General features: G+C 70.8%; 16 protein-coding genes. 7 read left to right on the top strand and 9 right to left on the bottom strand.

Annotated features, from left to right (window positions below; translation table 11 throughout):
• The first annotated feature begins 6 nt into the window (after positions 1-6).
• The gene (locus QFW81_RS15025) at positions 7-681 is read left to right on the top strand and encodes a class I SAM-dependent methyltransferase (RefSeq protein ID WP_280579916.1); all 675 of its coding nucleotides are present in this window, start codon (positions 7-9) and stop codon (positions 679-681) included.
• 52 nt (positions 682-733) lie between these two features.
• Here QFW81_RS15025 and QFW81_RS15020 read toward each other — a convergent pair whose 3' ends face one another.
• The 5 genes from QFW81_RS15020 to QFW81_RS15000 form a co-directional block, all read right to left on the bottom strand.
• Positions 734-985: a hypothetical protein gene (locus QFW81_RS15020; protein WP_280579915.1), complete on the bottom strand. Its 252-nt coding sequence runs from the start codon at positions 983-985 to the stop codon at positions 734-736.
• A 95-nt stretch (positions 986-1,080) separates the two neighbouring features.
• On the bottom strand, positions 1,081-2,409 hold the full coding sequence (locus QFW81_RS15015) for a ComEC/Rec2 family competence protein (protein ID WP_280579913.1): 1,329 nt from the start codon (positions 2,407-2,409) through the stop codon (positions 1,081-1,083).
• The gene (locus QFW81_RS15010; RefSeq protein WP_280579912.1) at positions 2,406-4,001 is read right to left on the bottom strand and encodes an alkaline phosphatase D family protein; all 1,596 of its coding nucleotides are present in this window, start codon (positions 3,999-4,001) and stop codon (positions 2,406-2,408) included. Before QFW81_RS15010 ends, QFW81_RS15015 begins: the two co-directional genes overlap by 4 nt.
• 68 nt (positions 4,002-4,069) lie before the next feature.
• A complete protein-coding gene (locus QFW81_RS15005; RefSeq protein WP_280579911.1) occupies positions 4,070-7,207 on the bottom strand; it encodes a TonB-dependent receptor domain-containing protein in 3,138 nt (1,045 codons plus the stop codon).
• A gap of 431 nt (positions 7,208-7,638) precedes the next feature.
• Positions 7,639-8,184 (bottom strand): hypothetical protein, encoded by a 546-nt coding sequence (locus tag QFW81_RS15000; protein ID WP_280579910.1) that lies wholly within the window; start codon positions 8,182-8,184, stop codon positions 7,639-7,641.
• A gap of 193 nt (positions 8,185-8,377) precedes the next feature.
• Between QFW81_RS15000 and aat the strand changes: the two genes are divergently transcribed.
• Positions 8,378-9,094, top strand: a complete 717-nt coding sequence (gene aat / locus QFW81_RS14995; RefSeq protein WP_280579908.1) for a leucyl/phenylalanyl-tRNA--protein transferase — start codon at positions 8,378-8,380, stop codon at positions 9,092-9,094.
• A gap of 128 nt (positions 9,095-9,222) precedes the next feature.
• Here the strand turns inward: aat and QFW81_RS14990 are convergent, their stop codons facing one another.
• Positions 9,223-10,146 (bottom strand): HEAT repeat domain-containing protein, encoded by a 924-nt coding sequence (locus tag QFW81_RS14990; protein ID WP_280579906.1) that lies wholly within the window; start codon positions 10,144-10,146, stop codon positions 9,223-9,225.
• 16 nt (positions 10,147-10,162) lie between these two features.
• Positions 10,163-11,215 (bottom strand): glycoside hydrolase family 11 protein, encoded by a 1,053-nt coding sequence (locus tag QFW81_RS14985; protein WP_280579904.1) that lies wholly within the window; start codon positions 11,213-11,215, stop codon positions 10,163-10,165.
• Positions 11,216-11,895: 680 nt separating this feature from the next.
• On the opposite strand from QFW81_RS14985, the gene QFW81_RS14980 reads away from it, so the two are divergent.
• Together QFW81_RS14980 and QFW81_RS14975 are read left to right on the top strand one after the other, a co-directional pair.
• Positions 11,896-12,546: a glutathione S-transferase family protein gene (locus QFW81_RS14980; RefSeq protein ID WP_280579902.1), complete on the top strand. Its 651-nt coding sequence runs from the start codon at positions 11,896-11,898 to the stop codon at positions 12,544-12,546.
• 109 nt (positions 12,547-12,655) lie between these two features.
• Positions 12,656-13,969: a glycoside hydrolase family 2 TIM barrel-domain containing protein gene (locus QFW81_RS14975; RefSeq protein WP_425604055.1), complete on the top strand. Its 1,314-nt coding sequence runs from the start codon at positions 12,656-12,658 to the stop codon at positions 13,967-13,969.
• Positions 13,970-14,143: 174 nt separating this feature from the next.
• Here QFW81_RS14975 and QFW81_RS14970 read toward each other — a convergent pair whose 3' ends face one another.
• Positions 14,144-14,410, bottom strand: coding sequence for a hypothetical protein (locus QFW81_RS14970; protein ID WP_280579900.1), 267 nt, complete (start codon positions 14,408-14,410; stop codon positions 14,144-14,146).
• Positions 14,411-14,727: 317 nt separating this feature from the next.
• Here QFW81_RS14970 and QFW81_RS14965 point away from each other — a divergent pair, with 317 nt between their 5' ends.
• The 3 genes from QFW81_RS14965 (at position 14,728) to QFW81_RS14955 (ending at position 16,232) form a co-directional block, all read left to right on the top strand.
• On the top strand, positions 14,728-14,940 hold the full coding sequence (locus QFW81_RS14965; RefSeq protein WP_280579899.1) for a hypothetical protein: 213 nt from the start codon (positions 14,728-14,730) through the stop codon (positions 14,938-14,940).
• A 178-nt stretch (positions 14,941-15,118) separates the two neighbouring features.
• On the top strand, positions 15,119-15,256 hold the full coding sequence (locus QFW81_RS14960) for a hypothetical protein (RefSeq protein ID WP_280579897.1): 138 nt from the start codon (positions 15,119-15,121) through the stop codon (positions 15,254-15,256).
• A 103-nt stretch (positions 15,257-15,359) separates the two neighbouring features.
• On the top strand, positions 15,360-16,232 hold the full coding sequence (locus QFW81_RS14955; protein WP_280579896.1) for an EcsC family protein: 873 nt from the start codon (positions 15,360-15,362) through the stop codon (positions 16,230-16,232).
• Between the two features lie 208 nt (positions 16,233-16,440).
• Here the strand turns inward: QFW81_RS14955 and QFW81_RS14950 are convergent, their stop codons facing one another.
• The gene (locus QFW81_RS14950; RefSeq protein ID WP_280579894.1) at positions 16,441-18,639 is read right to left on the bottom strand and encodes a translocation/assembly module TamB domain-containing protein; all 2,199 of its coding nucleotides are present in this window, start codon (positions 18,637-18,639) and stop codon (positions 16,441-16,443) included.
• Between the last annotated feature and the right edge of the window lie 58 nt (positions 18,640-18,697).

The raw sequence follows: 18,697 nt of genomic DNA, 5'->3' as shown, positions 1-18,697 counted from the left end.
GCCGCCATGTCCACGTTCGAGGATCCCGATGCAGTCGCCCGCTACCTGGAAGGCCCGGTGGCCAGGGTGCCCGGCCTGGCCGCGCTGCACCGGATGACGGAACTGCTGCTGGCCGAGGCCGTGCCGGACGACGGGCACGTGCTGGTGCTCGGTGCGGGCGGCGGCCTGGAGCTGAAGGCGTTCGCGACGGCGCGCCCGAGCTGGCGGCTGCTGGGAGTGGACCCTTCCGCGCCGATGCTGCGGCTGGCGGAACGGACGATGGGCGCGCTGTCGCCGCGCGCCACGCTCGTCGAAGGCACCATCGACGCTGCGCCGGCGGGACCGTTCGACGGCGCCACCTGCCTGCTCACCCTGCACTTCCTGTCGCCGGAGCAGCGCCTGAGCACGCTGCGCGCCCTGTGGCGGCGGCTGAGGCCGGGTGCGCCCCTGGTGGTCGCGCACCACAGCTTCGATTCCGGCGAACCGGAGGCGACGCGCTGGCTGCGGCGCTATGCGGCGTTCGCCTCGCCCACCGGACGCGTGGAGCCGGGCGACGAGGCGTCGATCGCGGCGATCCGCGAACGGCTGCCGGTCATCGCCCCGGACGACGAGGTCCGCCTGCTCGCGCAGGCGGGGTTCGACCGCATCGAGCTGTTCTATGCCGGCTTCACGTTCCGCGGCTGGGTGGCGCTGCGGCCGTAGCCGTGTAGTTGCGTCGCCGCATCACCTCGACGGCGCCGCGAGCGCGACGCGCTCACATCGGTGGTTCGATCACCTCGCCCAGGCGATCGCTGGACACCATGTAGCCGGCGTCCTCGACGGACGCGCGCACGGCCAGCAACTCGACTTCGAGCTCGGCCAGCTCGCCCGCTTCCGCCGCGGCCACCAGGTCGATGCAGCGCGCATTGAACCAGTCCCAGAACTGGCGGAAGGTCTTGCCGTGCCAGTGGTCGTGGCGGATGCCCTGGTAGAGCTCGCTCACCGCGATGGTCATTGCGTCGCGCATGTGGTGGTCCGGCGAAGTCGAGGACGGGACGGCAGCATAACGAAGCCCTTGCCGACAGGGCCCGATCGACGCCGGCATGCGCGGCGCCGCGTCGCTCAGCGCGACCGGAAGGGGCCGGACACGCGCTTCACCCGCATCCGCTCGTCGCCGTCGTCGAGCACGTAGACCCGGTACGTCGCGCCGCCCGGCTCCACCCGGACCACCACATGCCCCTGGCTGCCGGCGGCCCGCTCGACGCCGTAGGTGGTCGCGGCCGTGGCCGGCGACACGCCGGTGATGAAGATCTCGCGCGCGCCCGGCCAGACCCGCTCCGAGGTCATGCGCCGCCAGGTATTGACCGCCGGATGTCCGTCCGCGCGCGCGGTCACCACGATCACGCGCGGCTGCAGCGCAGCGAGCGCCGGCACGCCGTTGGCGTCCCAGCTGCCGTGGTGATTGGCCTTCATCACGTCCACCGGTCCGCTGGCGCGCGCGACCACCGGTTCGACATCGAGCCACGCCGGCGGCTGGAACGCGGTTTCCTCGTCGATCGACGACAGGTCGCCGCCGGAGAAATAGTCGAATGCGCCGTAGCGGATGCGCAGCGCCGTGCTGAGCTTGTTCTCGGTCGGCTTGGTGCCGGACGAGCGCAGCGCGTCCGGCGGAAACAGCGCGCGCGTGCGCTGGCCCTGGCCCGTCCACACCACGCCGTTGGCGTACAGGTTGCGGACCTCGAACGACGGATAGGCCGCCGGATCGCGCAGCAGCCGGACCTGGTCGCCCCGCCCCGGCGTGAACCGCTCGACGCGCAGGCCGCGATGGCGCACCTGCCACTCGACGAAGGCGCGGTAGTTGGCCACGGTCGCGTTGCGAATCGGCACGGGGAACGCGTAGTCCGGCCAGCCGCGGTCGAGCAGGGTCGCGATCGGCACGTGCTCGGCCACCTCGGTGATGCCGCTCAGGCGATAGTCGCCGCCCAGCGCGGTCGTCGGCGAATCCGCGACGATCGCGCCCATGTGGTCGCCGTGGAAATGCGAGATCAGCGCGTAGTCGAGCCCCTTCGAGCCGGCCGGCAGCCTGCGCTGCACGTAGCGCGCCACCCACTCGCCGGGCGGACGCGAGGCGTTGGGCCGGGTCGGGAGCGAGAACGGCGCCGCTTCCACCGTCTTGCCGCTGGCGTCCTTCAGCAGGCTGGTGCCGTCGGGGAACACGAACAGCAAGGCATCGCCGCGGCCGGTGCTGATGTGGTGGATGTCGAGTTCCCCCGGCGACCAGGCGGGCAGCGGCGCGCCGACGGTGGCGCGGTCGGGGCCGCTGTCGTGCGGTTGTTGCGCCCGCGGCGCGTCGCCTGCCGCGGCCTGCGTCGCAAGCGCACCACCTGCCGCCAGCAGCAATGCCAGCAGTGCCACGCGCGCGATGGGGAGGCGCGTTGCCGGCGCGCTCATGCCGCCTCCACGCCGGGGCGGCCGCGCTCGGTCGCCAGGCGGGCCACGAGGCGCCTGGCACCGCCGGCCACCGACACGCGGTCGACCGCGACCACGTCGGTGCGCCATGTACGCCGGTCGATGTCGAACACCTGGTAGCCGCGCCGGTTGTTGAGCAGCGCGGTGTGCGGGTTCTCGGACGGCACCTGCTCCCAGGTCGCGGGCAGGTCGTCGCCATCGCCGCCCGAGGCGATCGAGCTGGTGACGTACTCGGCCGCGACCGGCGTGGCGAGCAGGTCGTCGGGATTGGACGGCACGACGCCGGCATGGTGCTTGTGCACGTCGCCGGTGGCGATGACGGTGCTCCCGGGCGCGCGCTGCGCGATCAGCGCGAGCAGGCGCTGGCGCGCCTGCGGATAGCCGCTCCACGCGTCGGTGTTGAGCGGCCCGCCGGCGCGGCTGGCGGGATACCGGAACGGCATCACCATCACCTGCTGCGCCAGCAGGTTCCACGCCGATCCGCCCGACAGCCCCTGCGCCAGCCAGCGTTCCTGCGCCGGCCCGAGCATCTGTTCGTCGCCGGCCTCGTCCAGAGGCCGGCACGCGCGCCCCTTCGCCAGCAGCGAGGGATCGCAGCGCTGCTGCGTGCGGTACTGCCGCGTGTCCATCAGGTGCACGCGCAGCAGGCGACCGTAGTCGATGCGGCGATGCATCGTGAGGCCGTCGGCGCGCGGGAACTGGGCGCGGCGGACCGGCATGTGCTCGTACCAGGCCTGCATGGCCGCGTGCCGGCGCAGGGCGAAGATTTCCGCGGGCACGCCGTCCTGGTCGTGGGCGCTGGCCCAGTTGTTGTCGATCTCGTGGTCGTCCCAGGTGTGCAGGAAGGCGACCGCGGCATGCGCGGCCTGCAGGTCGGGATCGGTCTTGTACTGCGCGTAGCGGCGGCGGTAGTCGTCGAGGGTGTAGATCTCGTCGCCCACGTGCCGGCGCTCGACGCGGCGGCCGTCGGCGTCGACGATGGACTTGCCGGGTTTGCCCGCGCCTTCGTAGATGTAGTCGCCGTAGTGGAACACGGCATCCAGCGCCGGTTCGCCGGCCAGGTGGCGGTAGGCGGTGAAGCAGCCGGCCTCCCAGTGCTGGCAGCCGGCCACCGCGATGCGCACGCGCTCCGCGGCGGCGGTCGCGTGCGGCGTCGTGCGCACCTGTCCGACGCGGCTGCTCGCGCCGCCCGCGTGGAACCGGTACCAGTACGGGCGCTGCGGCTGCAGTCCCGCGACCTCCACGTGCACGCTGTGGCCGAGCTCGGGCCGCGCGATCGCCTCACCGCGCGCGGCGATGCGGCCGAACCGCGCGTCCTCGGCGACTTCCCACTGCACCGGCACGGCATGCATCGGCATGCCACCGGCCGGCGCCAGCGGCTCCGGCGCGAGCCGGGTCCAGAGCACGGCGCCGTCGGGCGCGGGATCGCCCGAGGCCACGCCGAGCGCGAACGGGTCGGTCCGGAAGCCGGGCGCGGCCCGGAGGCTGCCGACCGGCCCCAGCCCCGCGAACAGCGCCATGGCGGCGGCGCCACGCAGGAACGCGCGCCGGTCGAGATATGCGGATGCCGCCACGTGCGGTGTCTCCTTTTGTGGATTGCAGGCGCGCCGGACATCGGCGCGCGGGGACGGGTGCGTCCGGCTCAGAACCGGGCGCGCAGGCCGATCGACGCCCGGCGGCCGCTGGTGATGTAGATCTGGCTGTGGTGTCCGCGTTCGCCCAGGCCGGTCTCGCCGTTGGAGTAGACGGTGTGGCGGTTCTGGTCGAACAGGTTGTTGGCGCTGAAATAGGCTTCCAGGCTCAGCCAGTTGCCGCTGGTCCTGGGGATCAGCGTGAACGCGCCGGACATGTTCACTTCCAGGTAGTCGTCGAACGGCTGCTTCTGGTTGATCACCAGGCCGAAGGCGTTGGTGATGTTGTTGGTGAGCCCGCGGTCCTTCTCGTCGCTCCAGACCGTGTTGAGGTTCAGGCGCGCGCGTCCGTGGCGCCAGGCGAAGCCGAGGTTGGCGACCTGCTGCGCCACGCGCGGCATCACCACCGACGGATTGGTGTGCGAGTAGGAGCCGCGCACCGTCAGCCCGGCGAGCGCACCGGGCAGGTAGTCCATCGCGTGGTTGAACTCGAACTCGTAGCCGTTGACGCTGATGTCGTCGACCAGGTTGTCGCGGGTCGCGACCAGGTCGACCGGCTCGTCGCCGTCGTAGCCGAACTCCCCGGGCGTCAGCGTGACGTCGCTGATCAGGTCCTTGATCGTGTTGTGGAACAGGCCGAAGGCCACCAGGCCCACCGGCTCGAAGTACTTCACCAGCCGCACCGACAGGTTGTCGGAATATTCGGGCAGCAGGTTGACGTTCGGCGCCGTGAGCACCACGCCGTCCTCGCTGCCGTAGTCGATCGACCACACGCCGGCCAGGTCCGCCACCTCGGGCCGCAGGATGGTCCTGCTGTAGCCGGCCTGGAGGTCGAAGCCGTCGCTGAAGCTGTACTTGAACGATGCGCTGGGGAAGAAGTCGTCGTAGCTGGAGGTGCGGCGCGTGCGCGGATTGCTGAAGTACTGGTACTCCAGGCCGTCGATCGTGGTGGCGCGGCCGGTGTCCTCGTCGACCTCGTAGCCAGCGGCGGCCAACGCCTCGGGCGCGAGCGGGTCGAAGTCGTGGCTGGTGGTGCCGGTACGTTCCCACCGCAGGCCGGCCTGCACCTTCAGCTTCGCGGTCAGCTCGGCCGTGCCCATGACGTACGCCGAGCGGATGTCCTCGTCCATCGCGTTGGCGTTGGCGACGTACGCGTTGTACCACTGCGCCGGCGTCGGGTCATGCACCCACTGGTCGGGATTCGCCTGCATCATCTGGTAGATCTTCGACAGGCTGTAGACATACAGGTCGCCGCCGCCCAGCGTGGCGACGTCCATGCCCGACGCACCCGAATGCCACTGGTTCGCACTCTGCACCGCCTGCAGGAACGCGGTGTTGTCGAGCGGTCCGTCGTAGGTCCAGATGTTGGCGTCGGAATCGTTGCCGAACACGTACTCGCCGCGGGTGGCCTTCAGGCCGGTCTTCCAGGTGACCGGCACCTGGCCGATGTCCTGGTAGAACTCGACGTTGAAGGCGCCGCCACGGTAGTCGAGTTCCGCGCTGCTGCCGCTGGTGGTGCGGATCGACGGACGCGTCGAGGCGCCGAGCGCGCCGGCATAGCTGCCGATGGTGTAGCTCTCCGGCAGTGCCCAGTCCGGGCCGTCGAGCTGCTGGATCTGCCAGTCCTGGTGCATCCAGTCGCTGCGCGATGCGCTGTAGTTGCCGGTCGAGGTGATGGCATTGAGCACGTCCGACACCTGGCCCTTCTTGCCCGAGTCGTAGCGGCTGGTGGAGGCGGCCGAGAACAGCGTGCCGTCGACCTTCAGCGACTCGTTCTGCCACACGAAGCTGGGCACGAAGTTGCGCGAATAGCCGAGCTTGTAGGTGTAGGTGTTGTTGGTGTTGAGGGTGGCCGTCCCTTCGGGATAGTTCGTGGTCCAGTCCAGCGACGGATCGCCGGACGAACTGCGGGAGTTGGAGAACGTGGGGGTGATGGTGTTGGGATCGATGTCGCCGCGGCTGACGTTGGCGGCCAGCGACAGGATCAGCTCGTCGGTGGCCCTGAAGTCGAGCCCCAGCTGCGCGACCCGGCGGTTGTACTCGCGGTCGTAGCCGGCGGCGCCGATCGAGGTGACCGCGTACGGGTACGGGCTCGCCTCGGTCGCGACGTAGTTGCGTCCGGCGGTGATCTGGGTCTGCTCCACCAGGTTGGTGACGCTGCTGATGCCGGCGGCGACACCCAGGCGTCCGTCCAGGAAGACGTCGGCATAGTTGACGGTGGTCGCAGGCAGGAACTTGCGGTCGTATCCGCCTTCCATCCAGCCGGTGTTGCGGCTGTCCCACAGGCCGGCGTGGGTGGTGCCGCCGACGGACACGGTCACCCGGCGGCCGCTGGCGTCGAACGCGCGCTTGGTGCGGATGTCGATCGTGCCGGCGGGCGCGTTGGCGTCCATGTCGGCGCTGGTGGTCTTGTAGATGTTGATCGAATCCACGCCGGCCAGCGCCGACTGCTCGAAGCTGAAGGTGCGCGAGCTGGACGAGTTGGCGTCGATGCCGGGCAGGCTGATGCCGTTGAGGGTCACCCCGGTGTACTTGGCCGGCAGGCCGCGCAGGGAGATGTTGCGCGGCGCATCGTCGGCCACCACGTCGAAGTCCACGCCCGGCATGTACTTCAGGAACTCGCCCGGGTTGCCGTCGGCGATCTCGCCGAAACTGTCGGCCGACAGCGTGTTGGTGATGTTCATCGACGCGCGCTGTTCCATGATCGCGCGCGCATCGCCTTCGCGCGCGCCCACGACCTGCACCGTGTCCATGGCCACCGCATCGTCCGCGACGGCGACCGTGCTGAACAGCTCGAAGACCGGTTCGCTGGTCTCGCCCGCGCGGACCTCCACGTCCTGCTGCACGGTACCGAAGCCGGTGAACTCGACCGCCAGCGTGTGGCGGCCGGCAGGCAGGTCGGCGATGCGGAACTCGCCGCGCTCGCCGGACGTCGCCACCAGGCGTCCGTCGAGCTTGATGCGCGCATTGCGCAGGTATTCGCCGGTCGCCGGATCGAACACGCGCCCGAGCACCGAGCCGGTGGCGACGCCGCGGTCGCCGGACACTTGCTGTTCGACCGGGACGCGTTCGTTCGCGGAGGCCTGGGACGCGACACACAGCGCGACCACTACCGCGCCGGACAGCGCGGTTCTCAACAATGCGGGCATGGGGCTGGCTCTCGATGACGGAAGGAAGTTGCGACGCGATGGGAGACGCGCATGCCGAGCCCGGCACTGCGCCCCGGAGAAGCACAACCCTTCCTGGACTGCTACATCACCAGCGAGAGCGGCGTCGACACCGACCGCTCCCCGAACCCCCTGCGCACCCAGTCACTGCATGGATGCGACCCGCACATGATCCGCATGCAATGTGACACCGCATTGACATGCTGCGCATGCCGCGACGAAGACAGCGCGTGTATCGACGCGCGATGCAACGTGCACGAGGCGACACATCCTCAAGCGCAAGGTGCGGCAAGCGTCGCCGCGTGCCGTGCTGCAGCGGTCGGCGCGCATCGACCGGCATCGAGCGCATCGATGATGTCAATCGGGACGCGGATGCCAAGCCGCGATGATGCCCGTGATCCGGCAGCAGTCCGCTAGCGGTCCGCGGCCCCCGCAGGTAGCTCCAGTCGCGGCGGCGGCGGGGCGTCGGGGCGACGCGCCTGCCAGATGAGTTTCACCAGCGACGTCTCGCCCATGTCGCTGTACAGCACGCGGAGCGGGATGCCCTCGACGCGCCATTCCATGCTGCGTCGCTGCCAGGGCTCGTGCGTCCAGGCCTGCGCGTGCGGGGCGCCGTGGGTGGCCGCGAGTTCGCGGACGATGGCCTCGAACGCCTGCATGCCATCGGCGCGGGCCAGCCTGTCGTCCAACGTGGCGCTGGCCTGCACCAGGCCTTCGTGACCGAAGAAGTAGGCGACCGTGGCCGGATGCCCGGCGAGTGTCGCGCCCGGAAGACGCAGGCCTTCGATCGCACCGCCTGCCAGCGTGTCCGGTTCCGCGGGAGGCTTCGCCTGCGGAAACCGCTGCTGCACCTGCTCAGGCGTCATGCCGTGGCGCAACCCCTGCCAGGGTTCGCTCGCCCCGGCACGCGATGCGCACAGGCACAGCAACAGCAGGATCAGGCGTGCGTGCGGCGTCATGCGGGTCCGTGGAGGTGGCGTCTTGCTGGAGCGCGACTGTACCTGACGGCGTCAGCGGCGCGCTGCGCGCCCGTCCGCGTTGCGATGCCCGGTTGCAGGCGTGGCGCGCCACCCGGCCTGCTTCCGGGTGGCGCGTTCATCCCGTATCGTCTGGCGCTTGCACGGGGGGATGCGCGGGATGCCGGGTTCGTGGATGCGCAGGTGGGGCCGATCGCGGCTGCGCGTGGCGCGGGCGCTGCTCGCGCTCGCCAGGCGCGTCTCGGGCGGCGACAGCGATGCGCTGATGCGGGCGCTGTACGGCGCGCAGCCGCTGGGCGCGGACACCCTCGTGCGTGCGTATGCCACGGGCCTGTTCCCGATGGCGGACGAGCGCACCGGTCGCGTGCACTGGTTCGATCCGCCGGTGCGCGCCGTATTGCCGATCGAAGGCGTGCAGGTGGGCAGGGAGACGCGGCGCCTGGCGCGGCAGGGACGGTTCCGCGTCACCCTCGACACGGCCTTCGACCAGGTCATCGGGCATTGCGCGGGCAACGCGCGTCGGCAGCAGGACAGCTGGATCACGGACGACGTGGCCGACGCCTACCGCGCGCTGCATCGCATGGGCGCGGCGCACAGCATCGAGGTGTGGCAGGGCGAGGCGCTGGTGGGCGGACTGTATGGCGTGGCGATCGGCGGCTACTTCGCCGGCGAGAGCCAGTTCCACCTGGTCAACAACGCCGGCGCAGTCGGGTTCGCCCACCTGTGCGCCAGCCTGCGCGCCAGCGGCTACCTGCTGCACGACGTGCAGTACGTCAAGCCGCACCTGTCGAGGATGGGCGCGTTCGAACTGCCGCGCACCGAGTTCAGGCACAGGCTCGCGGAGGCGATCGCACGCCCCGTGCGGCTGGTGCTGTCGCCCGGCGTGGACTGAAACGGGCCAGCGCGGGCCGGCCGGATCGTGGCCTGCCGCACGCCTCGCGCCTCCACGTGCGGCGATGACCTGAAGAGGCGCGATGCGGGCGGCGTGGCGCATCGCACCGACCGCACGCGGATCGATCCTCAGCCGGCCGCCCGCCCGCACTGCGCCGGCCCGTCGGCGGGCGGCAGCGGCAATGGGGGCAGTTCCGCGGCGAGTTCGTCGTCGTCGAGGCGGGTACGTGCGTGTTCGCTGAGCATGCGCAGCTCGGCCGCCACGTCGTTGGCGAGCCAGCGCACCGATTCGTCGGGATGCCGGCGCAAGCGTTCGGCCAGCGCGACGTGGCGCTGGTTGCCGCTGGCGCGCAGGGCCAGCAGCGCGTCGAGCACCACGCCGGTGTCGGGATCGCGCAGCAGCGGCGCCGCGAGGTCGGCGGCGGACACGTGGCGGGTGCGTGCGAGCGCCGTCAGCGCCTGCTGGCGTTCGCCGGGCGTCGCCGCATGCAGGCCCGTCGCGGCCTCGGCGGCATGCAGTTCGATCAGGCTGTTGTCGCCACGCATCGACGCGACCTGCGCCAGCACGCGCTTGAATTCGGGATCGCGCTGGTCGAGGTAGAGCGCCTGCAGGGCGTGGTCGGGCAGCACGTCGGCATTGGCCGCGAGGTCGAACACGCCGCGGCTGGCGATGGCGATGCCGTCACGGCCCGGATGTTCGACGAGGAAATCCTCGAGCTTGTCGCGCATGTCGCGGCGATCATTCCAGGCCAGGGTGAGCAGGTCCTTGAGCAGTTGATCCGTGTCGGGCTCCGGATCGGCGGTGGGGTTCTGGCCTGCGGTTCCCCCGGCAGCACCGGCCACCGGGCGCGTGGCGGAAAAGGCCGGCGGCGCGAACGCCGCCGGCCGGTGGGCATGCGCGGCAGGCGGCGTCCCGCTCCGCCCATCCGGTCCCGTGGCCGCCACCGGACCGCACGCCGCGGCATCCCTGCCCGCCAGGTGCGTTCCGGCCACGCCGATGCCGATGCCCAGTGCCAGCATCAGCACCGGAATCGACGCGCGGTGCATGCCCATGGTGTCGCCCATCCCGTCAGAGGTTGCCGAAACCGATCGCGCCGTTGCAGTGCAGCCACTCGCTGCCGCCGTTGCCGCCACCGCAGGCACCGTTCTGGTAGACGCCGGTGTTGTAGGTCTGCGCCTCGGCCTGGCGGACGCTGCCGTTGACGCTCAGGTAGTCGACCTGTACGTCGCGGTTGCCGCCGTCGTTGGTGAACTCCACAACGGAACCGCCGGAAGCCGACGTGGTCGCGGTGTAGTTGGCCATGCTGGTGGTGAGCGTCCAGCTGGCGATGGTGGCGTTGTTGACCTTGAGCGAGATGTTCTCGCCGCCGGCGGTACCGCGCGCCCGCACCACGATGGTCTTGCTGCCGCCCCCGGGAGGCGGATTGCTGCCGCCGCCGGAACTGATGGTGATGTCGCTGCTGCCCTGGCTCTGGTAGCCCTCGGTGGCGAAGACCATGTAGTCGTGGTTGCCCAGGTTCAGTCCGCGGCTGGCCCAGTAGTTGAAGTGGTTGGCGACGGTAATGGTGCCGGAGATGTTGCCGAAGCCCTTCTTCGGATTGCGCACGCTGAAGTACTGGTAGAACGTGCTGTTGTTGCCTTCGATCGACGGCGCGTTCTGGCGCAGGCAGCGGCGCACGTTGTAGGTGGCGCCATCGCTCTGGAAACTGCCGTAGTCGACGCCGCCGGCGCAGCTGGCCGGGTTGTACGACCCGTAGCTCTCGATCACGTAGTACTCGATCAGCGGGCTGCGGGTCCAGCCGTACAGGGCGAGGTAGGAGTTCTGGTTGTTGTTGACCCCGTAGTAGCCGGAGTAGTTGACCACGCGCGGCCCGCCCGGATTCCAGCCCTTGCCGCCGACCCAGTTGTTGGTGTTGCTGGTCCACTGCGAACTGTAGCGTCCGCCCGGATGTAGGGTCATCGAGGCGCTGCCCGAGTCCTTCCAGAACGAGTAGTAGTAGCCGTCGTGCGTACCGGTGGAATTGCTGGTGAGCGTCTGCGCCTGCACGCCGCCGGCAAGCAGGCCGGAGGCGCCGAGGAACAAGGCTGCGGTCAACGTGCCGCGGCGGCTGGACTTCATCATCATCGTGGTTCTCCAAAGAGGTTGCGCCCGGGCGGCCGCGGATGCGCCGCGTGCCGTGGGCGATGGATGGACGTGCATGGATGATGGAGACCCTGCGGATGCAGGGCCGGGGGCGATGCCGCGCCGTTGTCGTGGGGGATCGCGCGTGCCGGATCCGGACCTGCGCGATGACATGGCGCCACGCCTGGGCGTGGGATCGAATGCTTCAACACGACAGCCCCTCCCTGGGTACTGCGAGTGCTCGAGCGGGTGCGGGAAACACATCGGGTGGTAGCGCTACCACTCGACGCGTCCAGTAATAACACCCGACGACGGTGCGAAAAAGCGATCCGGTTCGCGTTTCCGAACGCGTAAAGAAAGATGAAGAACACGTGTGCAACCGTTTGGTTTCAAACGATTTTCAATAGTCCAGCGCTGTCATGCCCGAGGCGCGGTCGCGCGCCGCGCATGCAGGCGGCCGCGAGCGGCGTTCGACGCCGCTCCCTGCTGCGATGGCCACACACACGTGCTGCTCCGCAACCCCGCGGCCTGCCTGTGAGCGCACGTGCCGGCGCATGGCATCCGCGAACGGCATCCTGCACGACGACGCCGCCTGCGTCGCAGCGAACGCTGTCGATCGCCGTTGCCCCCGTTCGTCATCGCTCCGACGTCCACCACGCCATGCCGAACGGGAGACCTTCATGCCGCCGATCCTGACCGTGTTCGAACGTTCGCCCGACCGCGGACGCGGGCTGGCGCGCGACATGCGCGTGCGCTGGGCGCTGGAGGAAGTCGGGCAGCGCTACGACGTCAGGACGGTGTCGTTCGAGGCCATGAAGCAGGCGCCGCATCGTGCACGCAGCCCGTTCGGGCAGATCCCGACGCTGGACGACGGCGATCTGGTGCTGTTCGAATCCGGCGCGATCGTGCTGCACATCGCACAACGACACGCCGGACTGCTTCCCGCCGGATCCGATGCGCGCTCGCGCGCGGTCATGTGGATGTTCGCCGCGCTCAACACCGTGGAGCCGCCGATCGTCGAACGCGAAGCGGCCACCTGGAGCGAGCGCGGCAAGCCCTGGCAGGCCGAGCATCTTGCGATGCTGGACGCACGCGTGCGCGTGCGGCTGGACGAACTGTCGCGACACCTGGCCGATCGCGACTGGCTGGAGCGCGAATTCAGCGCCGGCGACCTGCTGATGGTCACGGTGCTGAGGCGGCTGGAAGGCTCGGGCCTGCTCGAGGCCGGCCCGAGCCTGCCGGACTACATCGCCCGCGGCGAGGCCCGTCCCGCCTACCGGCGCGCGTTCGAGGCGCAGCGCACCCTGTTCGAAAGCGCCAGCCCGCCCTGACCCGCGGACCGGTCCATTCGCGGCCGATCGACGGGGCCGATGTCCGGCCACGCGCCCGCCTCCGGGGCCGCCGCTACCATGGGGGTTCATCAGGATCGGGAGAGGACGGATGCGCGGAGTGGGAGCGTGCCTGCTGGCACTGGGCATGTGTGTCTTGGCCACGGGCACGCGCGCGGAGACACCGGCGTCGACGCCCGCCGAAGTCCGCATCGTCGAAGAGGGCGGCGCGTACCGCCTGCTCGTGGACGGGCAGCCCTATGTCGTGCGCGGCGCGGGCTCGGCCAGTGGCGACCTCGAACAGCTCGCGGCCCGCGGCGGCAACTCGGTGCGCACCTGGAGCACCGGTACCGACGTCGCCAACGTGCACGCGATGCTCGATCGCGCACACCGCAACGGGCTGACCGTGGCCATGGGCCTGGCCGTCGGCAAGGAGCGCCACGGCTTCGACTACGACGACGCGCGCGCCGTCGCCGTGCAGCTGGACGAGCTGCGCGAACAGGTGCGCCTGTATCGCGACCATCCCGCCGTGCTGATGTGGCTGGTCGGCAACGAACTGAACCTCGAACACCGCAACCCGAAGGTGTGGGACGCGGTGGAACAGATCACGCGGATGATCCACGCCGAGGATCCGAACCACCCGGTGATGACGCCGCTCGCCGGCTTCGACCGCGCGCTGATCGACACGCTCAAGACGCGGGCGCCGTCGCTGGACCTGATCGGCATCCAGCTCTACGGCGACCTCGAGACGCTGCCGGACAAGCTGCGCGAGGCCGACTGGACCGGCCCCTACGTCGTCACCGAATGGGGCCCGACCGGGCACTGGGAAAGCCCGCTCACGGCCTGGGGCGCGCCGGTGGAGGACGACGGCTCGCGCAAGGCCGCCCTGTTCCAGCAGCGCTACCGCGACGTGATCGCCGCCGACACCCGGCAATGCCTGGGTTCGTACGTGTTCCTGTGGGGCCACAAGCAGGAGCGCACGCCCACCTGGTACGGCCTGTTCCTGCCCACGGGCGAATCCACGCCTGCCGTGGACGCGATGCAGCGGCTGTGGACGGGGCAGTGGCCGGACAACCGCGCGCCGTCGATCGCGCCGGCGACCATCGATGGACGCGGCGCCACCGACAGCGTGGTGCTTGCCGCAGGCACCGCGCACGAGGCGTCCACGACTGCGCACGACCCCGACGGCGACGCGTTGCAGTGGCGCTGGTACGCGCTGGAGGAGAGCACCGCCACCAGCATCGGCGGCGACCCCGAAGCGGTCCCCGCCGAGGTGGACCTGCACGCCCGCCCCGACGCCGGCGGCCGGATTCGCTTCACCGCGCCCGGGCGCCCCGGGCACTATCGGCTCTTCGTCGAGGTCCGCGACGGACACGGCCACGCCGCCTACGCCAACCTGCCCTTCCGGGTGGAGGAGGCGCGCTGACGGAGCAGCCCCGTGCGCAAGCGCTCGTCTGAGCACGGTCGGACGGGTTCCGGAGCCGACATGAGGGCTGCAGAACAGCGCTCAGGCGTGTCGCGCGGCCGTCGCGGCCGTCGCCGCCGAAGTCGCGAAGTCGCGCCATTCGCGCCACGTCGGGCGCATTGGGCTGTGCCGCCCTCACGCGGTGACGTCGGTGTCCCTGCGCTGGACCGACTCCGGAAGCTCGAAGATGCAGAACGCGACTTCCGGCAGCACCACGGCGTAAAGCATGTGGTCGATCACGCGCGAGACGTCGTCCCACACCGGCGAGTCGTAGAGGTGGCGGCAGCGGTCGGTGACATGCTGGAAGTCGCCGTGCGCGGTGTAGGCCTCGATCGGCGGCGTGAGCCCGCGCGGCACGACCACGAAGGCGCCATCGCGGCATTCGAACAGTGAATAGGACATCGATGCCTCCCTGCATCCCTGGAAGACGCTGCACACAGGCGACGGGATCCACGATTGCAGCGGCGGCCTCGGGTGCGGTTCAAATGTACGCCCCGACAGTTGCAAAGCGGTTAAATGGGCGCCCTTGCGACGTTCAGCAATATGAAGTCGCGGCTCGCTGCTGTCGCCCGCATGCGCCATCCCTGCCGCTCCGATGCAGCCGCAGGCCGGTGCGCAGCTGCAGCATGTCGACCGACTGTGCCGTCCGCCCGCATGATCACGGCGCGCTGAACCCGCGCGTGGCAGGGTGTCGCCACACACCACGCGGAGCGACCGCCATGGCCACCAGCAGCCGCAGCGGGTCCGGATCGTCCGGGTCCAAGCGCGAACTGATCGAACCCAACGGCGACAAGCGCTACATCCGGCGCGACGAGAAAGGCCGCATCAAGGAAAGCGACGACGTGGGTCGTTCGCTGTCCCAGGACGTGCGCAAACCGGCCAAGACCAGGGTGCCGGCGGGCCAGGGCGATCGCGGCGACCAGAAGCGCTGAAGCGGCTGGAGGGGCACTCTGCTCTTCCCCTGCGGAGCCAAGACAGCGGCATACTTCGTGGATGCACCCGGACCCGCCCTACCGTCCCGTGAGCTGCGACTTCCACGACGTGCTGGAGGCCACGGCCACGCTCCGCAGGCGCGCAGCCATCGCATTCCTGGCCCCGGCAGGGGATCGCATGCAGGTATCCGACCGGATCGTCGACTTCGTGACGCGCGGCGACGGGGAATACCTCCTGCTGGCATCGGGTGAGGCGATCCGCCTCGACCGCGTGGTCTCGGTGGACGGCGTCCGGCTCGCGGACTTCAGCGACTGACGCAACCGCATCGGCGGCCTGCCACGCATCTCGCGATGCGCTAGACGCCAGGCACATGCCCGACGCCGAGATGCGCGGGCGCCACCTGCGTTAACGTGTCGCCATGACCGGTCTCCGCCCCCTCCCCGTCGCCGACACGCGCACGCACGATCTAGACCCCGCCGCGTTCGAGGAGCTGCGCCGCGCGCGTGAACTGCTCGAGACGCCAGGCATCGCCGCGCAACTGGCCAATGCCGTGGGTGCGCCGCTCGAATACGTGGTCACCCGGCGGCTGCCGAAGGCGGTGACCGGGCTGGTCAATACGCTGGTGCGCAAGGCGCTGGGACAGGCGTTGCGTGCCGCGGTGGCGACACTCCGCGGCGAGGCCGCGCCTGCGCTGCGCACCCGCGTCCACACGTTCGCCGCGGCTGCCAGCGGCGCCGTCGGCGGCGCGTTCGGCCTGGCCGGCCTGGCAGTCGAACTGCCGGTGACCACGACCCTGATCCTGCGCTCGATCGCCGAGATCGCGCGCGCGGAAGGCGAGCCGCTGGACGATCCGGCGACCACGCTCGCCTGTTTCGAGGTGCTGACCATGGGCGGCCGCGCCGCCAGCGACGACGGCGCCGAATCGGGCTACTTCGCCGCACGCGCCGTGCTCGCGCAGCAGGTGGCCGCCGCGGCGGAGTACGTGGCCGTGCACGGACTGGTCGGCAAGGGGGGGCCACTGATCGTGCAGCTGCTGTCGGCGGTCTCGGCGCGGTTCTCGGTCAACGTCAGCCAGAAGCTGGCGCTGCAGGCGGTGCCGCTGGTCGGCGCGGCCACCGGCGCCGCACTCAACACGCTGTTCATGCGCCACTTCCAGGCGATGGCCCGTGGCCACTTCACCGTGCGCCGGCTGGAGCGCACCTACGGCGCGACGCGCGTGCGCGCCGCTTATCTCGCGCTCGGCGCAGGACTGGACGACGCGGATCCGCAGCCGGCACGGGCGTCGCGCTGAGCGACCCGGCATGCCGGTGGCCGCGGCGCGCCGTGCGCGTGCACGTATGGACGCACGCCCAACGCGCGCCGCGCACCCATGACCACCCGACAGGGGCGCCGCGTGCGACGCTGGACTACCGCGGCGGCCTCGCTATCCGCTGTACGCGCCGCGCTCCGGTGACGACGGCCCGCGGCGCTGGCCTGCGGCGACGTCTACGGCGACGCGTTCATTCCAGCAGATTGGGGCGACCGTCGTACCACTCGCGCGCATTGACGATGTGCATCTCCCGCTGCCCGGCGTCGAGTTCGACGCCGACGCCGAACACGCCCCAGCGCGCGTACAGGTCGCCCTGCGGCGTGCCGCCGTCGATGCGCAGACGGGCCTGCAGATCGATGCGGTCGTTGGACGCCTCCACCCGGTCGAACACCAGCTCCTCGCCGCGGACGCGCAGGTTGCCCGTGGCGCGGGCCTCGCCCGAATCGATCAGCCGGCCGATCCAGCGCGGAAACACGTCACGCTCGGCGAACAGCCCCAGCAGCACGCTGACGTCGCGCATCTCGACCCGGCCCTGCCCGTCCATCTCGAACGGCTCGCGCCAGGCCAGCGTGCCCTGTTCCAGCGCCAGGCGCGCCCACCACGGTGCGTCGCCCCGCGCATCGCCGAGGCGCACGCCGTCGAGCTGCAGCTGCAGGGCGTCGAGCGCATACCGACGCGGCCCCTGTCGCTCCATCCGCGACAGCCGGCTGTCGAGCACGACATCGCCCGACAGCCGCGACGGCCCCAGCGCCAACCGCACGCCCTGCCCGCGCAGTTGCATGCGTCCGCCGATCATCTCGCCGGCATTGTCCAGGCGCAGGTCGGCGCTGGCGGTACCCCGCCCGCCCAGCAGCCGCGCGCTGTCGCCGGGCAGGTAGCGGTTGTAGCTGCGCAGGTCGGGGACCTGGGCCTCGTCGAAGCGCAGGCGTGCATCGAGCCGCTCATGGAATTCGGCGAGCCGTCCGCTCGAGCGCAGGTCCAGGCGCAGGTCGCGGCCGTGCAGGTCGACGCGCTCGGGGGCGGATTCGGGGGCGAGCTCGAAGCGGTCCATCACCACGTCGATCCGCGTGCGCCCGCGCTCCGGGTCGTCGTCGTCGTCGTCCATGCGCATGCGCGCGTGCGCCGATCCCCGGAAGCGGTTGTCGAGCACGCGCGCGTGCAGTTGCGCATCGCGCAGGTCGATGCGGCTGCCGGCGGCGAGTTCGCCCCGGCGCAGCCGCAGCGCGGCATCGAGATCGGCGCGGCCGTCGAATTCAAGCCAGTCGACCTCGTCCAGGAATACGTCGATCCAGCGCAGCGGCACCGCCGGCCAGGTCGCGTCGACGCGCCCCGACACTGCACGCAGGGGGCGCAGCCAGTCGTCCGGGCCCAGCCGGCGGTCGAGCACCTGCAGGTCCGCATGCAGCCGCGGCGGGCGGTCTGCGCCGTCCGGCACGCGCGCGGCCACGGCAATGCGTTCGCGGCTGGTACGCAGCGCGACGCCGAGCGCATGGCGCACCTCATCTCCATCTGCGGTGCGGGAGAACACCGGCGCCGACCAGTCCAGGCGGCTGCCCGGCATCAGCACGCCGCGATGCAGGCTGACGTCCGCACGCAGGTGTCCCGCGGCCCCGGCCACGGCGATCGGCAGCGCGTTATCGTTGCGCGCGACCAGGTCCAGTCCCGGCGCCGGACCGTCGACGCGCATCCGCGCGTCGAGCAGCACCAGCTTCTCCTCGCCCTGCGCCTGTTCGCGGATGTGCGCGGGCAACGCCATTTCGAAGTCCAGCGCGCCGTCCCGCAGCAGCGTGACCCCGCAAACCGACAGCGTGGCGTCGGGCATCGCCAGGGTGGAACGTCCGACCTCCATCGCGCCGCCCTGCAGCGTCTTTTCGAACGCGAAGCGCGCATCGCCGTGCCCGGTGACGCGCGCGTCGTAGAAATCCAGCCGCAGCAGGCTGGGGGTGGTGATCGCATCGAAGCGCAGGGTCCAGGGCGCCCGCCCGGGACGGACGGTGGACGGCATGTCGGTCGCGGCGCGTGCCACGTGCACGGACACATCGCGCGCGCGGATGCGTCCGAACGCGACCTCGCGCCAGAGCAGCGGCAGCACCTTGATGCGCCCGTTCGCGACCGGGCTGGCGACCGTCCAGCGCGTCACCCGCGCATGTCCGCCCATCACCACGCCACGCGCGTGGATGTGGCCCGGATACAGGCTCATCGCCCACGCCCAACGCGCGTGGTAGCGCTCGGGCTTGCGGTTGACGACGCCCTCGCCCCACGCGCTGTTGAGGAACACATTGGCGCCGACCAGGTAAAGCAGGTACAGCAACGCCAGCGCGACGACCGCGATGCGCAGGCGATGGCGATGGCGACGGGTCTGGAGTAGGGCAACGACGAGGGAAGGCATCCATACAGGGTGGACGAAACGCAGTGAGGGTCGCCTGCACGCGCGCCGGGCCGCCGCC

The organism is Luteimonas kalidii (genome assembly GCF_029887935.1).
Lineage (GTDB): Bacteria > Pseudomonadota > Gammaproteobacteria > Xanthomonadales > Xanthomonadaceae > Luteimonas > Luteimonas kalidii.
Note: the sequence above shows the minus strand (reverse complement) of the source record. Positions and strands in the feature narration are given on the sequence as shown.

Bases quoted from the DNA above. Each gene is read 5' to 3' on its own strand.
- QFW81_RS15025 (WP_280579916.1), top strand. From the start codon at position 7: ATGTCCACGTTCGAGGATCCCGATGCAGTCGCCCGCTACCTGGAAGGC.
- QFW81_RS15020 (WP_280579915.1), bottom strand. From the start codon at position 985: ATGCGCGACGCAATGACCATCGCGGTGAGCGAGCTCTACCAGGGCATC.
- QFW81_RS15015 (WP_280579913.1), bottom strand. From the start codon at position 2,409: ATGAGCGCGCCGGCAACGCGCCTCCCCATCGCGCGCGTGGCACTGCTG.
- QFW81_RS15005 (WP_280579911.1), bottom strand. From the start codon at position 7,207: ATGCCCGCATTGTTGAGAACCGCGCTGTCCGGCGCGGTAGTGGTCGCG.
- QFW81_RS15000 (WP_280579910.1), bottom strand. From the start codon at position 8,184: ATGACGCCGCACGCACGCCTGATCCTGCTGTTGCTGTGCCTGTGCGCA.
- aat (WP_280579908.1), top strand. From the start codon at position 8,378: ATGCGCAGGTGGGGCCGATCGCGGCTGCGCGTGGCGCGGGCGCTGCTC.
- QFW81_RS14990 (WP_280579906.1), bottom strand. From the start codon at position 10,146: ATGGGCATGCACCGCGCGTCGATTCCGGTGCTGATGCTGGCACTGGGC.
- QFW81_RS14985 (WP_280579904.1), bottom strand. From the start codon at position 11,215: ATGATGAAGTCCAGCCGCCGCGGCACGTTGACCGCAGCCTTGTTCCTC.
- QFW81_RS14980 (WP_280579902.1), top strand. From the start codon at position 11,896: ATGCCGCCGATCCTGACCGTGTTCGAACGTTCGCCCGACCGCGGACGC.
- QFW81_RS14975 (WP_425604055.1), top strand. From the start codon at position 12,656: ATGCGCGGAGTGGGAGCGTGCCTGCTGGCACTGGGCATGTGTGTCTTG.
- QFW81_RS14970 (WP_280579900.1), bottom strand. From the start codon at position 14,410: ATGTCCTATTCACTGTTCGAATGCCGCGATGGCGCCTTCGTGGTCGTG.
- QFW81_RS14965 (WP_280579899.1), top strand. From the start codon at position 14,728: ATGGCCACCAGCAGCCGCAGCGGGTCCGGATCGTCCGGGTCCAAGCGC.
- QFW81_RS14960 (WP_280579897.1), top strand. From the start codon at position 15,119: ATGCAGGTATCCGACCGGATCGTCGACTTCGTGACGCGCGGCGACGGG.
- QFW81_RS14955 (WP_280579896.1), top strand. From the start codon at position 15,360: ATGACCGGTCTCCGCCCCCTCCCCGTCGCCGACACGCGCACGCACGAT.
- QFW81_RS14950 (WP_280579894.1), bottom strand. From the start codon at position 18,639: ATGCCTTCCCTCGTCGTTGCCCTACTCCAGACCCGTCGCCATCGCCAT.